This window comes from Neptuniibacter halophilus (assembly GCF_030295765.1).
In the GTDB taxonomy this organism is placed as follows: Bacteria; Pseudomonadota; Gammaproteobacteria; order Pseudomonadales; family Balneatricaceae; genus Neptuniibacter; species Neptuniibacter halophilus.
Genome location: NZ_AP027292.1, coordinates 3,304,728 through 3,319,194, shown reverse-complemented (window position 1 = coordinate 3,319,194; position 14,467 = coordinate 3,304,728). Strand labels below are relative to the sequence as shown.

The 14,467-nt window shown below is 52.6% G+C and carries 13 protein-coding genes; 5 read left to right on the top strand and 8 right to left on the bottom strand.

Annotation, left to right across the window (positions count from 1 at the left end):
* Positions 1-430: 430 nt before the first annotated feature.
* From QUD59_RS15520 to aptA, 6 genes are all read right to left on the bottom strand, one after another.
* A complete protein-coding gene (locus QUD59_RS15520) occupies positions 431-763 on the bottom strand; it encodes a hypothetical protein (RefSeq protein ID WP_286238085.1) in 333 nt (110 codons plus the stop codon).
* A 234-nt stretch (positions 764-997) separates the two neighbouring features.
* Positions 998-1,714 (bottom strand): outer membrane protein OmpK, encoded by a 717-nt coding sequence (locus QUD59_RS15515; RefSeq protein ID WP_286238084.1) that lies wholly within the window; start codon positions 1,712-1,714, stop codon positions 998-1,000.
* A gap of 341 nt (positions 1,715-2,055) precedes the next feature.
* Entirely contained in the window at positions 2,056-3,174 is a 1,119-nt protein-coding gene (cofG, locus tag QUD59_RS15510) for a 7,8-didemethyl-8-hydroxy-5-deazariboflavin synthase CofG (RefSeq protein ID WP_286238082.1), read from the bottom strand.
* Positions 3,175-3,299: 125 nt separating this feature from the next.
* Positions 3,300-3,932 (bottom strand): helix-turn-helix domain-containing protein, encoded by a 633-nt coding sequence (locus QUD59_RS15505; protein WP_286238081.1) that lies wholly within the window; start codon positions 3,930-3,932, stop codon positions 3,300-3,302.
* Positions 3,933-3,996: 64 nt separating this feature from the next.
* Entirely contained in the window at positions 3,997-5,487 is a 1,491-nt protein-coding gene (locus QUD59_RS15500) for a CoA-acylating methylmalonate-semialdehyde dehydrogenase (protein ID WP_286238080.1), read from the bottom strand.
* A 56-nt stretch (positions 5,488-5,543) separates the two neighbouring features.
* The gene (gene aptA / locus QUD59_RS15495; RefSeq protein WP_286238079.1) at positions 5,544-6,887 is read right to left on the bottom strand and encodes an omega-aminotransferase AptA; all 1,344 of its coding nucleotides are present in this window, start codon (positions 6,885-6,887) and stop codon (positions 5,544-5,546) included.
* Positions 6,888-7,097: 210 nt separating this feature from the next.
* On the opposite strand from aptA, the gene QUD59_RS15490 reads away from it, so the two are divergent.
* The 4 genes from QUD59_RS15490 to QUD59_RS15475 all read left to right on the top strand — a co-directional run bounded on the left by QUD59_RS15490 (position 7,098) and on the right by QUD59_RS15475 (position 11,843).
* Complete coding sequence (locus tag QUD59_RS15490; RefSeq protein ID WP_286238078.1) at positions 7,098-8,021, top strand: LysR family transcriptional regulator; 924 nt, start codon at positions 7,098-7,100, stop codon at positions 8,019-8,021.
* Between the two features lie 262 nt (positions 8,022-8,283).
* Positions 8,284-9,786 carry an NCS1 family nucleobase:cation symporter-1 gene (locus QUD59_RS15485; protein ID WP_286238077.1) on the top strand — a complete coding sequence of 501 codons (1,503 nt, stop codon included), beginning with the start codon at positions 8,284-8,286 and terminating at the stop codon, positions 9,784-9,786.
* Positions 9,787-9,890: 104 nt separating this feature from the next.
* Entirely contained in the window at positions 9,891-11,333 is a 1,443-nt protein-coding gene (gene hydA, locus QUD59_RS15480) for a dihydropyrimidinase (RefSeq protein ID WP_286238076.1), read from the top strand.
* Positions 11,334-11,399: 66 nt separating this feature from the next.
* Complete coding sequence (locus QUD59_RS15475) at positions 11,400-11,843, top strand: DMT family transporter (protein ID WP_286238075.1); 444 nt, start codon at positions 11,400-11,402, stop codon at positions 11,841-11,843.
* 82 nt (positions 11,844-11,925) lie between these two features.
* Here the strand turns inward: QUD59_RS15475 and QUD59_RS15470 are convergent, their stop codons facing one another.
* Both QUD59_RS15470 and QUD59_RS15465 read right to left on the bottom strand, forming a co-directional pair.
* The gene (locus tag QUD59_RS15470) at positions 11,926-12,234 is read right to left on the bottom strand and encodes an addiction module antidote protein (protein WP_286238073.1); all 309 of its coding nucleotides are present in this window, start codon (positions 12,232-12,234) and stop codon (positions 11,926-11,928) included.
* Between the two features lie 40 nt (positions 12,235-12,274).
* Positions 12,275-12,568 (bottom strand): type II toxin-antitoxin system RelE/ParE family toxin, encoded by a 294-nt coding sequence (locus tag QUD59_RS15465; RefSeq protein ID WP_286238072.1) that lies wholly within the window; start codon positions 12,566-12,568, stop codon positions 12,275-12,277.
* Positions 12,569-12,825: 257 nt separating this feature from the next.
* On the opposite strand from QUD59_RS15465, the gene QUD59_RS15460 reads away from it, so the two are divergent.
* Positions 12,826-14,334 carry an NCS1 family nucleobase:cation symporter-1 gene (locus tag QUD59_RS15460; protein WP_286238071.1) on the top strand — a complete coding sequence of 503 codons (1,509 nt, stop codon included), beginning with the start codon at positions 12,826-12,828 and terminating at the stop codon, positions 14,332-14,334.
* Positions 14,335-14,467 lie beyond the last annotated feature (133 nt).

Sequence of the window (14,467 nt, the reverse complement as noted above, 5' to 3'; positions counted from 1 at the left end):
GCACTGATTAAAGGCACTAATGTCGGTTACAGATAAGCGTTCTCAGACAGACGAACAGCCTGTTATTGAGAAAAACAGAAGAGATATCAGATGATCACAAACGCAAAGATTTTGGTTTGCTTAAGGTTATAAAGGTAGATAGAAGGCAGACAGGGAGGGTATTTAAACGATCCGGATCGAACAGCCGATATATTAAAAAACATTTTCAGAGAGTGCAGTTTTGATTTAATTAAACAGAGGAAGCTCATCCAGAACAGAGCAATGATGTGCTCCGCCATGGTTAAGCCTGATAAAACCTGCTGTCTGATTAATTTAATCTGCATTGCCGGATACCGGAATTATTATTAATACCCTGCTCGTCATTTATCAGGGTTAAATACCTGTTTAAAAACTACGCTCAGGCGGGTTTAAGGTCAACACTTTTTTCCGTTTACTGTGACTCTGTGGCGGCCACGAAATCAGCCGCTTCCTGCCGGGTGTAAAACTGCCCCTGACTGACAAAGCCAGAAACAATACTCTCCCTTATTTCAGTCACCCTGCCCTGTTCATCGCGCCGGGTCACCCAGTCAGCGGGCACCGTCTCAAGATAGTGGCAAGGCGATGGACGCCCGTCAGCAAAGCAGCAGAGCACTGTCTCACCGGTCAGTGAATCCATGAAGGCCGGGCGAAAACCGCAATGCCGGTTGCCGGCACTGACGCCTCCGCTGGCAGCATACACCTGGTTTTCCCTGAGTAACCGGGCTGATTGATGAATCGCAGACATAGGCCTGAACCTGATGTTGTTATGTTTATTTTACCATTAGGTAAAATATAGGCCATTTTACCGTCAGGTCAAATTATTTATCGTTCATTTCAGAATTAAAAAAGCCACTTTAGACTGAAGCTCAAAGTGGCCTGAATGGTGGCGCTCAGCACCTTCACAAACAATGTGACTCAGCAGCGACTACCCGGTCAGTGAAGGGGAACTCAGACCGGGCAATGCTGCCACAGCCAGATATCAGAAGTGCCACTTAACCAGCAGTGACGGGCTGCGCTCATCTACATCGGTACCAAACTTGTTAGTCCAGTGCGCATACTCGATGCCCACATACAGCGGAGACGAGGTACCCATCAGTTTGCCGGCGTTCCACTTCAACTGCGAAGTGAAGTTAACCTCTTCATTGTTAGTCGAGGTGGATGTAGACCAGTCAACAAAACCATCGTAAAGGAATTCAGCATTGCCGATATTGAATGGCAGACCCCAGGTCAGAGTGACCATGGTATCGTCATCCCAGAGCTCGTTCTTAACCCGGTAGAGGTTAGCATTGAAGTACTGGAAACCCGGTACATCGAGGGCAAAACCAATACCCGCCATGACGTTGTCAAAGCCGTCTCCACCCTCCCAGGTACCGGCAATCAGGACATCCTTCACCGGACCGAAGGAGAGATCATTGCCGGTGAGCTTACCCAGACTCAGACGCGGAGAGAACTCGAAGTACAGCGAATCGGTATCGTTTTCTCCCATCTCACGATCGATGAAGAAGAAGGTGTCGCCCCAGCTATGACCGCTGGCATGTTCAAAGGTGAAGTACTGCCGGTCTTCGTCGCCCAGCTCGTAGTCAGTACCGTTAAGATAACTGATACTGAAATCACTCCACTCCTGCTTTGCACTGGCAGCAGAAGAGGCAAGAGCAAGACTGAGTGCGCAAACCATATGTTTTGTTTTTATATTCATTGTCGACCTCTGTTTTAATAACCCACAAGTGTTAGCGTTAATGCCGCTCCTAAGGATATTAAATTTTTTTACCATATGGTCAACTAAACCTTATACCCAGTCTTTATCTATAAAAAACATTTAGTTTTGAATTTATTTAACTAACGTTAAAAAACTGATTCAAAGCGGTGCATCCGTTTATTATTTATGACCTTTTTAAGTGCATAAAAAAACCGCCTTTAATAAGGCGGTAAGAGGTTTATAGCTTCCGAAGAGAACTAAGAAGAAACTCTGGAATCTGCGAATCAGTCGTGTAGCCCTCTGGCTTACAGAGCACTAACAGGACTTATGCGCAGGTTCCCTTATATAAAGTTGGAGAAAAGCTGGGACTCGATAGAATCCACCCGGGTTGCAATCTGCTGGGCCAGATATTTCTCCGGCAGGTTTTTATATTGCGGGTAGATCGCCAGCCGCTCCTGCAAGCGATACCCGGACTCAGAGGTTTTAAACTCCAGTGCCTTGATCTTTGGCCAGGCCCGCTCCGGATTAATATGATCGATGGTCAGTGGCGATACCCCACCCCAGTCATTGATCCCGGAGAAGATGTAGTCCTTATAATGCTCCTGCAGATTCGGCGGTGCCTGCAGGCTGATGGTAGGGTCGAGAATCAGGCGGGCAACCGCCAGCGTCTTCAGCATATCCTGCTGATCCGGCTCCGGCCAGTCTGCCATCGCCGTACCCGGTTTGGCGCGGAAGTTCTGCACAATGACCTCCTGAATATGGCCGTAGCGCTGATGGATTTCGTTGATCGCCAGCAGGCTGTCGACACGCTCCTGCCAGGTCTCGCCAATACCGATCAGGATACCGGTGGTAAAAGGCACATTGTGTTTGCCGGTCAGCTCCAGCGTTCGCAGACGCTGTACCGGGACTTTGTCCGGACAGGCATAGTGCGCCTGCCCTTTCTCCATCAGACGCCGGCTGACGTTCTCCAGCATCATCCCCATGCTGGCAGATACCGGACGCAATTTAATGACGTCCTCCTCCGAGAGTGTCCCGGCATTGACATGGGGCAGCATGGAGGTGTGTTCAATTACCATCTGACACATGGCCTGCAGGTAATCGACCATAGTGCTGTAACCCAGTTCAGCAAGACGCTGACGCGCTTCCGGGTATTTTTTCTCCGGCTTTTCACCGAGGCTGAACAGCACCTCTTTGCAGCCCAGCGCCTCCCCCTTACGCACCACATCCATCACCTCTTCCGGGCTCATGATATGCGCGTCAGGCGAACCCGGTGCTTTAACAAAGGTGCAGTAGCCGCAGGTATCCCGACACATATTGGTCAGGGGTACAAAGACCTTACGTGAATAGGTCACCACATCGCCCCAGTGCATATCGCGCAGTGCAGACGCTTGTCTGCGCAGCGCCAGTATCTGATCACTGTCGGCATTTTCCAGTTTGTATGCTTGCTCAACTGACAACATCGCTCAGCCTCCCGGTTATTTATTTTTCTGTTCGGTATACGTGTCTTACTGCCGCGTTGAAGCGTTGATATTCAATATATGTTTATTTTACCAAACGGTCAAATAAATAATTTTAGGCATTTTTATCAATAAGTTAACGACGCTATTAGTTGAATGCGGTTCTTCATCTGGAGTTTTTTCAGGATATCCGAAACGTGCCGTTTCACTGTGCACTCCTGGATTCCCATCTCATAGGCAATCTCTTTATTCATCAGACCCGCCCTGAGATAGTGCAGCACCGCGCTCTGTTTATCGGTCAGGTATTCCATCCGGGTTTGTGCACCCGACTTCAGATCCTGCGCATCACTCATATCCACGCCGGAGAGTGATTCCACGCCGGCAATCCCATCTGGCGCTAATGCGGTGAACAGACGCGCTTCAATCTGCCGCAACGGGTCGTTACAACGAATCACTCCCTCTGCGCCAAAACATTTAATTTTAAGATTAAGGCCCGGTGTCAGTTCACCGCAGAGGATGAGAATCGGGCTGGATGTGCTGTACAGGTAGGAGGTCACCTGCGGGCACTCGCCGACAGACAACAGGCTTTCATGAACCAGAATCAGATCAAAACACTGTCTTTGACGAATCGCTTTGGCAAACTGCTCTTCATTGGCTGCTTCGGAAAATACCAATGAGAGATCCAGCCCGCCGAGAATTGATTTCAGCCCCTCCCGGGACAACCCGCTGGGATCAGCGAGCAGAACTTTCTTAAACCGCATAAGATCATTCCTCTACTGCTGAAAGCATAACCCCCGGTCGGTGACCGGGGGTTATGCAAAGAGATTAACTCGGGAAGGAGAAGCTTACCCCTTCACGCACACCGCTGGATGGCCAGCGCTGGGTAATCGTCTTGCGCTTGGTGTAGAAGCGAACTGAGTCAGGGCCATACGCATGCAGGTCACCGAACAGGGAGCGCTTCCAGCCACCAAAGCTGTGGTAGGAAACCGGTACTGGCAGCGGTACGTTGATACCGACCATGCCCACCTGAATGTGATCAGAGAAGTAACGCGCCGCTTCGCCGTCACGGGTAAAGATACAGGTACCGTTACCGTATTCGTGATCGTTGATCAGTTGCATCGCCGCCTCCATTGAATCAGCACGCACTACCTGCAGCACCGGGCCGAAGATCTCTTCCTGATAGCTCTGCATCTCTGCTGTGACGTTGTCGATCAGCGTTGCGCCCACATAGAAACCTTCTTCATAGCCGGCAACCTGCGGGTTACGGCCATCAACCACCACGCTCGCACCATCGGCTTCCGCACTGCTGATATAACCGTTCACTTTCTCCTGATGAGCACGGGTGATCACCGGGCCAAAGTCGTTTTCGCGGTTGCTGAACGCACCTACTTTCAGTGGTGCCATCGCTTCTTTCAACTTAGCGACCAGCGTATCCGCGGCTTCATCACCCACGGCAACGGCAACAGACAGGGCCATGCAGCGCTCACCGGAGGAGCCGAAAGCCGCACCGAGCAGTTGGTTTACGGCGTTATCCATATCCGCATCCGGCATCACGATGGCGTGGTTTTTCGCGCCACCCAGTGCCTGACAACGCTTACCGTGCGCGTTCGCCGTGCTGTAGATGTACTCAGCAATCGGTGTAGAACCAACAAAGCTGACCGCTTTAACACGCTCGTCGGTCAGCAGTACATCAACTGCTTCTTTGTCACCGTTAACGACGTTGATCACGCCTTTTGGCAGACCCGCTTCTTCCAGCAGTTCAGCAATGAACATAGTGGAGGAAGGATCACGCTCAGATGGTTTCAGAACGAACGTGTTACCGCAAACGATCGCCATCGGGTACATCCACAGCGGTACCATCGCCGGGAAGTTGAACGGCGTAATACCGGCCACCACACCCAGTGGCTGGAACTCACTCCAGGAATCGATACCCGGACCGACGTTACGGCTGTGCTCGCCTTTGAGCAGCTCAGGCGCACCGCAGGCATACTCAACGTTTTCGATACCGCGCTGCAGTTCGCCCATCGCATCGTGGTGGATCTTACCGTGTTCTTCACCGATCAATTCGCAGATTTTGTCTGCATGCTGTTCCAGCAGGTGTTTGAAGCGGTACATCACCTGTGCACGTTTCGCCGGTGGCGTGTTGCGCCATGCCGGGAAAGCGGCTTCTGCTGCTGCAATCGCCTCTTCTACGGTTGCAACGCTTGCCAGTGCAACCTGCTTATCTGCGGCACCGGTAGATGGGTTAAAAACGTCCTGGGTGCGCGCCGCATCAGTGCGGATCTCGCCATTAATCAGATGTCCGATCATTGTCATGGGTGACCTCTCATTATTCTTATTCAAAAGGAATGTTTAATCTGTGTGGAGCCGGATCAGTCCAGCTCCATGATGGATTCGCCTATCGCGTTAACCACGTTATCGATCTCTTCACGCTCAACGATAAATGGCAGGCCAAGCTGAATCGTGTCTCCGCCGTAACGCACGTAGAAGCCTTTCTCCCAGCACTTCATCGCAATCTGGTAAGGACGCAACGCAGGCTCACCCGGTGCAGACTCGATGGTGATACCTCCGGCCAGACCGTAGTTACGGATATCACTCACATACTTCGTGCCTTTCAGGCCGTGGAACGCCTGCTCGAAGATCGGACTCATCTCTTTAACCCGGGGAATCAGCTTGTCGTTTTCCAGAATATCCAGAGACGCCAGCGCCGCCGCGCAGGCTACCGGGTGACCGGAATAGGTGTAGCCGTGCGGAATCTCCATCATGTAATCCGGGCCGCCGTTTTCCATAAAGGTCTGGTAGATCTCGCCTTTGGCAATCACTGCGCCCATTGGCACAGCACCGTTGGTGAGCTGTTTAGCCACGTTGATCATATCTGGCGTTACGCCAAACTCTTCAGCTCCGGTCCAGGAGCCCATGCGACCAAAACCGGTGATCACCTCATCAAAAATCAGCAGGATATTGTGCTGATCACAGATCTCACGCAGACGCTGCAGGTAGCCTTTCGGTGGTGGGATCACCCCGGCAGAACCCGCCATCGGCTCGACAATGACCGCAGCAATATTCGAGGCATCGTGCAGTGCAATCAGCTCCAGCAGCTCGTCCGCTTTCTCAATGCCGTTCTCCGGCATCCCCTGAGAGAAGGCATTCTCTTTCAGCAGTGTGTGCGGCAGGTGATCCGCATCCACACCCTGACCATAAAGTGCCCGGTTGGCACCGATACCACCCAGACTGAAACCACCGAAGTTGACCCCGTGATAGCCTTTGCTGCGGCCGATCAGTTTAGTTTTGCCCGGCATCCCCTTCTTGCGCCAATAGGCACGGGCCAGCTTCAGCGAGGTGTCGGCACTCTCTGAGCCGGAACCGGTGAAGAACACATAGTCGAGACCTTCAGGCGTCACGGATTTGATCCGGTTTGCCAGCTCAAACGCTTTAGGGTGCCCGTACTGGAAGGCCGGGGCGTAATCGAGTTGTTTAAGCTGTTGCGCCACCGCTTCTGCAATTTCAGGCCGGCAGTGACCGGCACCACAGGTCCACAGACCGGACAGACCATCAAACACTTTACGCCCGCGGCTGTCTGTCAGGTAGGCACCACTCGCCTCGGTGAAGATGCGCGGATCATCCTTGAACTGGCGGTTAGCCGTGTAAGGCATCCAGTAGGCTTCCAGTTGCTCCCGGCTCATGCCGGCAAAATCAGGTTTATCTAAATCAAACATGGCTTGTTCCTCAGTCGATGTCAGGTATGCCCGTGGCGGTTTTCAGTGTTCGCTAATGAGCATTCATGAATTTCATCTTCGGTTACGCCTCAGGGTGAATAAATCCAAAAGATCTTACCTTCAGTCAAGCAAATACTTACCAAACGGTAAAATTAAGTATATTCTGTGATCAGTTTGTAATTCCGGCCCGAACGGGCGAGTGAGGTGCATATGACGAAAAAAAAGATTGTGGGACATATTGCGGGCGCTGATATCCGCATGCTGAAAATATTCAGAGCGGTGGTCAGTTGTGGGGGGTTCTCGGCTGCCGAGTCAGAACTCAACATCAGCCGCGCAGCGATCAGTCTGGCGATATCAGATCTGGAGCAAAGACTGTCGCTCAAACTCTGTAACCGGGGGCGCAGTGGCTTTTCACTGACCGATGAGGGCGAGCAGGTCTATCTGGCCACGCTGCAACTGCTCTCCTCCCATCAGGAGTTTCAGCGGCAGATCAACAGTATTCACTCGGAGCTGAAAGGCGATCTCGATATCGGCATCACCGATTGCCTGGTGACCCTGCCCGGTATGTTTATCACCGATTCACTGAAGCAGCTTAAAGCCCGGGCGCCGGAGGTAAATATCAACATCGAGATGATACCAGCGATCGATGTCATCAAAGCCACGCTCGATGGCAGAATACAAACCGGCGTCGCCCCGGTGGTCGGCCATAATCCCAACCTCCGCTACATACACCTCTACGACGAACAATCTCACCTCTACTGCAGCCGCGAACATCCCCTCTTCCACTACACCCCTGATGAGCTCTCCGAAGAACTGATCGCCCAGTGTGATGTGGTATTCCCCTCCTACCAGCAATCAGCGGAGGTCAAAAGTCACTTCCAGCCGTTTCAGAAAGGGGCCAAAGCCTCCGACCGGGAAGGGGTCGCATTTCTGATTTTAACAGGCTGTTATATCGGCTATCTGCCCACTCATTTTGCACAGAAGTGGGTCGACCGCGGGATGATGAAACCGCTTCAGCCGGAACGGTTTAATTTTGTCACGCCCTACGCGGCCATCACCCGGAAAGACCTGGCACCGAACCTGATTCTGGCGAATTTTCTTGATGTATTGCAGATCCAGCTACAGGCCGCCTGAATAAAACTGACAGCGCACCCTGACTTATTCGCCCATTACGGAATGCGCCACTTTTATAGAAAATAGCAACATTTATGCCCGAATTATTTATGTAAAAGGAGAATGAATTTATTTTTACCAAATGGACAAAAATATTTGCCAAGGCAAAAATGTCGCTTTATATTGACCACACGGTAAAAATTTAATAAACCGTTAACAGCACTCTTAATAAACTCAGAAGTTCTCACCGAGCTTCGCCAGAATAAGAATAAGAGGAAGTAAAATGAAGACTGGATCAGCAGACTCTGCATCCGCGGTGAAAGTGGGGGAGTTCTACGAACTCAGAACCGATTCAACCATACAGAACAGCAGTCATTACAACGATGACATCGCGCCTACCCAAGTAAAAGAGCGAACCTGGAATGTATGGAACGTAGCAGCCCTTTGGGTGGGCATGGCCATCTGCGTACCGACCTACACCCTTGGTGGTGTACTGACCGCCTACTTCGGATTATCGGTTGTTGAAGCCCTGATGGCGATTCTGATCGCCAATATCATCGTCCTTATCCCCCTCACGCTGAACGCCTTCCCTGGCACTAAATTTGGTATCCCCTTCCCGGTATTGCTGCGCTCATCCTTTGGCATGATCGGCTCCAATATCCCCTGTCTGATCCGTGCGCTGGTCGCCTGCGGCTGGTTTGGTATTCAGACCATGTTTGGTGGTCTGGCGATTCATATACTGTTCTCTAATCTGCTGCCGGGATGGGAATCCCTCGGCGGTACCGGCGAGGTGATCGGTTTCTTCATCTTCCTCGTCCTGAACCTGTATATCGTGATCAAGGGTGCAGAATCGATCAAGATTCTGGAGACACTGGCCGCCCCTCTGCTGCTGGCAGTCGGTATTGGCCTGATGATGTGGGCCAGCCCGAAAATCTCCTACGAAGCCCTGCTGGCCATGCCGGCTAACCGTCCGGAAGGCGCTTCATTCTTCGGCTACTTTGCCGCTGGCGTTACCGCGATGGTCGGCTTCTGGGCAACGTTGTCCCTGAATATTCCCGACTTCAGCCGTTACGTGCGTTCGCAGAAAGATCAGATCTCCGGACAGATCATCGGCCTGCCCCTGACCATGTTTTTCTTTGCTGCGCTGGGTGTCGTGCTGACCGCCGCATCGACCTCGCTGGTTGGTGAAACGATTTCTGATCCGGTCACGCTGATCGGTAAGATCGACAGCCCGTTCTGGGTAGTGATCGCTATGATCCTGATTATCATCGCGACCCTCTCCACCAACACCGCAGCGAACATCGTTTCCCCTACCAATGACTTCCAGAACATCGCACCGAAAAAGATCAACCAGACCCGTGGTGTTTTGCTCACCGGTCTGATCGGTGTCCTGCTGATGGGCTGGGAGCTGCTGAAAAAGCTGGGCATGATCGAATCCGATGTCAGTGTTGAAGCGATGTACAGCGGCTGGTTACTTGGCTATTCCTCCCTGCTGGGGCCGATCGCCGGAATCATGATCGTCGATTACTTTGTTATCAAACGTCAGCACCTGAGTCTGCCCGACCTGTATCTGACCAACGGCTGCTATTCCGGCTTTAATATGAACGGCATGATCGCCTTCGCCCTGCCGGTTGCCCTGACCGTCTTTTCCCTGCTGACCGGTGAACTGAACTGGTTCTATCAGTATGGCTGGTTTACCGGTTCCATTGCCGGTGGCCTGATCTACTGGCTGATCGCCCGCACCAGCAGCGTACCGGTGTCTCAACTGGTACCGCAGAACGACTGACCGCTCTGCCCGGCCCCGTGCCAGCACGGGGCCCATACCCTGTTAATTACCCTATCTGCAGACAGTGATCTGCACCTTCTGACATGATTAAAGGAGTCGTGCCTATGTCCATTGTTATCCGTAATGGCACTATCGTTAACGCTGACCAGACGTTTAGTGCAGACATCTATTGTGAAGACGGCAAGATCGTTGCCATTGGCGAAAACCTGGAGGTACCTTCCAGCGCCGAAGTAATCGACGCGTCCGGCCAGTATGTCATGCCCGGCGGTATCGACCCGCACACCCATATGCAGTTGCCATTTATGGGCACGGTTGCCACCGATGATTTCTTCACCGGTACCGCAGCAGGTCTCGCTGGGGGAAATACCTCGATCATCGATTTTGTGATTCCCGCACCACAGGAGCCGCTGCTGGAGGCCTATCACAAATGGCGCGACTGGGCAGAAAAATCTGCCGGTGATTACAGCTTCCACGTCGCCATCACCTGGTGGGATGAAACCGTTTCGGCAGATATGGAAACTCTGGTCAAAAAGCACGGGGTTAACAGCTTTAAACACTTTATGGCGTACAAGAACGCCATCATGGCAGACGATGAAACGCTGGTAAAAAGCTTCCGCCGCTGCATGGAGCTGGGCGCGATGCCTACCGTACATGCCGAAAACGGCGAGCTGGTATTCCAGTTACAGCAGGAGCTGCTGGCGCAAGGGATCACCGGGCCTGAAGGCCACCCGCTCTCCCGGCCACCGATTGTAGAAGGTGAAGCCGCCAACCGTGCCATCCAGATCGCTCAGGTAATGGATGTCCCGATCTATCTGGTACACGTTTCCTGTAAGGAAGCGCTGGATGCAATTACCCGGGCCCGCAATGACGGTCAGCGTGTGTATGGTGAGTGTCTCGCCGGTCATCTGGTGATCGATGACAGTGTATACCGCAATGAGGACTTCGAGTTTGCCGCGGCCCATGTGATGAGCCCGCCGTTCCGCTCCAAAGAGCACCAGTCGGCGCTGTGGAAAGGCCTGCAGGGCGGTAACCTGCACACCACCGCTACTGACCACTGCGCCTTCTGTGCAGAACAGAAAGCCGCCGGTAAAGATGACTTCACCAAAATCCCGAACGGCACCGCCGGCGTTGAAGACCGGATGGCTGTGCTTTGGGATGCCGGCGTTAACAGCGGCAAACTGACCATGAACGAGTTTGTCGCAGCCACCTCCACTAACGCCGCCAAGATCTTTAATATTTACCCGCGTAAAGGCTCTGTCTCGGTCGGTGCGGATGCGGATATTGTGGTCTGGGACCCGGAAGGCAGCCGGACGATCTCTGCCAAGACCCATCATCAGAACGTGGACTTTAATATTTTTGAGGGCCGTACCGTTAAAGGTATCCCATCCCACACGGTCAGCCGTGGTAAAATTGTCTGGGCAAATGGCCAGTTGAATGTCGAGAAAGGCGCAGGACGCTACATCGACCGGCCCGCCTTCAACCCGGTATTCGATGCTCTGAATAAGCAGGCTGAGCTGAATGCACCACAGCCGGTAAAACGGGGCTGAATGTTCTGACATAAGCAAGATAAAGGGGTCTACGCTGACCCCTTTTTAAATTCAAGGAGTGGGATAATGTATCTGATCGGTGTCTGTGTGGTTCTTCTGGCAGGTGCAATGCTGCCACTGCAGGCGGGTATCAACTCCCACCTCGCACGATTCAGCGGCAGCGCACTCTGGGCCTCCGCTATCTCGTTTATGATTGGTTGTGTGGCTCTGATCGCCGTGAACATGGCCCTGCGTACCACCACACCCAGCATGATTCAGTTGAAAGACGCACCCGCCTGGGCCTGGATAGGCGGCCTGCTGGGCGCATTCTTTGTTACCGCCATGGCGATGTTCGCGCCAAAACTCGGTGCCTCCACGCTGGTCGCGCTGGTGATCGGCGGTCAACTGGTCACAGCAGTCCTGCTGGATCACTTCGGTCTGGCGGGTTATGAAGTGTCCGAAACCAGCCTGACGCGCATTGCCGGGCTGGTTCTGGTCGGCGTCGGCGCGTATCTGACCCACCGGTTCTGATCAGACAGCTCTATATGAACTCATCCCTGGGCTTCCCCCGGTATTGTCGGGGGGAAGTAACATCAACAACACAGGCTGGTTTTCAGCTCACCGTTCTTTGATCGCTAATTGATTCAACCTTCAGACGAAGCCCCAGCCCATGTATTAACTGAGTAAAACTAGACAGCTTCGGATTTCCGTTAGCCGAAAGCATCTTATACATACTTTCACGCCCTAAACTCGAGCGCTTTGCGAGACCTGAAATACCATCTTCCTGAGCCTCTGCCAGATTTCTAAGTGCCATCAGAATGACAGCAGCATCCCCATCACGCAGGGCTTCGTTTAAATATTCAGCCGCAATATCCGGGTCACGCAACTGCTCATTGTGTGTAGTTCTCACATTACGCGCCATACCTACTTCTCCGTTTATGGTCTTTCCAGAACTTTTTGGCTTACTTTATATCTCTGGACTGGCTGGATTTATTACCGCCACAGAGTAACAAATAAATTGTTTGACCTTCTTTGGCGAAGTACACCCTGTAGCCCGGGCCATAGTGAATACGTAACTCACTAAGCCCATCACCAACAGGCTGCACATCTCCGAATAAACCGAGCTCCATTTTATCTATCTGCAGAATGATACGAGCCTTGGCTCTGACATCGCGTAAGCTCCCCAACCAATCGGCATAAGGGCTTCTGCCATTTTCATCAACGTATTCATTCACTGTAATCATCAGGTCAGACATACATCAATTGTATCCCAAAGGATACAATTAACAATACTGCACGCACCAGCCTGATGCATTTCGCCCTTAAACGGTTCATCTGCTACCGGCTCCGGGAGCATACTTCAGCTCCACCCCACCCTAACCAATTTTATTAACCCATATAAAACAATGAATTAACTTCATAAAGATCATTAATTTTTCCATTAGGTAAAATTTTGGCATATCCCCTGCAGATGCTAAGGAAACTTTGTTGAGACTGCTTCAGAGGATCATTTATGACGCACGCCACTAACCAACCCTCAACCATGCTGAAGATGGGTGAGTTCTACGAACTCAGCCCCGGCTCCGATCTGGAACAGAGCCAGCACTATAATGCGGATATCGCCCCGACGCGGGTACAAGAACGGAACTGGAACCTGTGGAATGTCGCGGCCCTCTGGGTTGGCATGGCGATCTGTGTCCCGACTTACACGCTGGGAGGCGTGCTGACTGCCTATTTCGGCCTGTCAGTCATGGAAGCGTTGATGGCAATTCTGATTGCCAACATTATTGTTCTGATTCCTCTGACCCTGAACGCTTTTCCCGGCACCAAATTTGGCGTGCCGTTCCCGGTGGTTCTTCGCTCCTCTTTCGGCGTTCTGGGCTCGAATATCCCCTGTCTGATCAGGGCGCTGGTTGCCTGCGGCTGGTTTGGTATTCAGACCCTGTTTGGCGGGCTGGCGATCCATATCCTGCTGTCGAATATCCTGCCGGGCTGGGAAAGTCTCGGAGGCACCGGCGAGGTGATCGGTTTCTTTCTGTTTCTGGCACTCAACCTGTATATCGTGATCCGCGGAGCTGAGTCGATCAAACTGATGGAAACCCTGGCCGCCCCGCTCTTACTGGGTGTCGGTATCGGCCTGATGCTCTGGGCCAGCCCGAAAATCTCCTACGAAGCGCTGTTGGCAATTCCCGCCAACCGCCCGGAAGAAGCCTCCTTCTGGGGTTACTTCTTTGCCGGTGTGACCGCGATGGTGGGGTTCTGGGCGACCCTCTCGCTGAACATTCCTGATTTCAGCCGTTACGTTCGTTCGCAGAAAGACCAGATTATCGGCCAGACCATCGGTCTGCCTCTGACCATGTTCTTTTTTGCGGCACTGGGTGTAGTAATGACTGCCGCGTCCCCGGCACTGGTTGGCGAGACCATCTCTGATCCGGTTACCCTGATCGGCAAAATCGACAGCCCGGTCTGGGTGGTGATCGCTATGCTGATCATCATTGTTGCGACCCTCTCGACCAACACAGCGGCGAATATCGTTTCCCCCACCAATGACTTTCAGAATATTGCGCCCAGGAAGATCAACCAGACCCGTGGTGTATTGCTGACCGGCCTGATCGGTATTCTGCTGATGGGCTGGGAGCTGCTCAAAAAGCTGGGCATGATCGAATCCGATGTCAGTGTAGAAGCGATGTACAGTGGCTGGCTGCTGGGCTACTCCTCGCTGCTGGGCCCCATCGCGGGCATTATGATTACCGATTATTTTGTGGTACGCCGACAGCAGTTTGAACTGGTCGAACTCTACTCGACTCACGGTGCCTACAGCGGTTTTAACCGTCACGGCCTGACTGCGTTCTTTGTTCCGGTCACCCTGACCCTGTTTGCCCTGCTCACCGGCGAACTCAACTGGTTCTACCAGTACGGCTGGTTCACCGGCTCACTGCTCGGCGGGCTGATCTACTGGCTCAGCACCCGCACCGTACCTTATTCCGTTGAGCGCAGTCAGCTAGTGGCCGAGAACCCTTAACGACCGGGTTCTTCACCACAGGTTTATCTCAAACAGCCTCCGGGCTGTTTTTTTATTCTTCTACCCCACACCGTTTCCAACAGGTTTGTCAGTTAACGAACCGTCTTCATCAATCCCTCGCCTACCATACGTC

Bases quoted from the DNA above. Each gene is read 5' to 3' on its own strand.
- QUD59_RS15520 (WP_286238085.1), bottom strand. From the start codon at position 763: ATGTCTGCGATTCATCAATCAGCCCGGTTACTCAGGGAAAACCAGGTG.
- QUD59_RS15515 (WP_286238084.1), bottom strand. From the start codon at position 1,714: ATGAATATAAAAACAAAACATATGGTTTGCGCACTCAGTCTTGCTCTT.
- cofG (WP_286238082.1), bottom strand. From the start codon at position 3,174: ATGTTGTCAGTTGAGCAAGCATACAAACTGGAAAATGCCGACAGTGAT.
- QUD59_RS15505 (WP_286238081.1), bottom strand. From the start codon at position 3,932: ATGCGGTTTAAGAAAGTTCTGCTCGCTGATCCCAGCGGGTTGTCCCGG.
- QUD59_RS15500 (WP_286238080.1), bottom strand. From the start codon at position 5,487: ATGACAATGATCGGACATCTGATTAATGGCGAGATCCGCACTGATGCG.
- aptA (WP_286238079.1), bottom strand. From the start codon at position 6,887: ATGTTTGATTTAGATAAACCTGATTTTGCCGGCATGAGCCGGGAGCAA.
- QUD59_RS15490 (WP_286238078.1), top strand. From the start codon at position 7,098: ATGACGAAAAAAAAGATTGTGGGACATATTGCGGGCGCTGATATCCGC.
- QUD59_RS15485 (WP_286238077.1), top strand. From the start codon at position 8,284: ATGAAGACTGGATCAGCAGACTCTGCATCCGCGGTGAAAGTGGGGGAG.
- hydA (WP_286238076.1), top strand. From the start codon at position 9,891: ATGTCCATTGTTATCCGTAATGGCACTATCGTTAACGCTGACCAGACG.
- QUD59_RS15475 (WP_286238075.1), top strand. From the start codon at position 11,400: ATGTATCTGATCGGTGTCTGTGTGGTTCTTCTGGCAGGTGCAATGCTG.
- QUD59_RS15470 (WP_286238073.1), bottom strand. From the start codon at position 12,234: ATGGCGCGTAATGTGAGAACTACACACAATGAGCAGTTGCGTGACCCG.
- QUD59_RS15465 (WP_286238072.1), bottom strand. From the start codon at position 12,568: ATGTCTGACCTGATGATTACAGTGAATGAATACGTTGATGAAAATGGC.
- QUD59_RS15460 (WP_286238071.1), top strand. From the start codon at position 12,826: ATGACGCACGCCACTAACCAACCCTCAACCATGCTGAAGATGGGTGAG.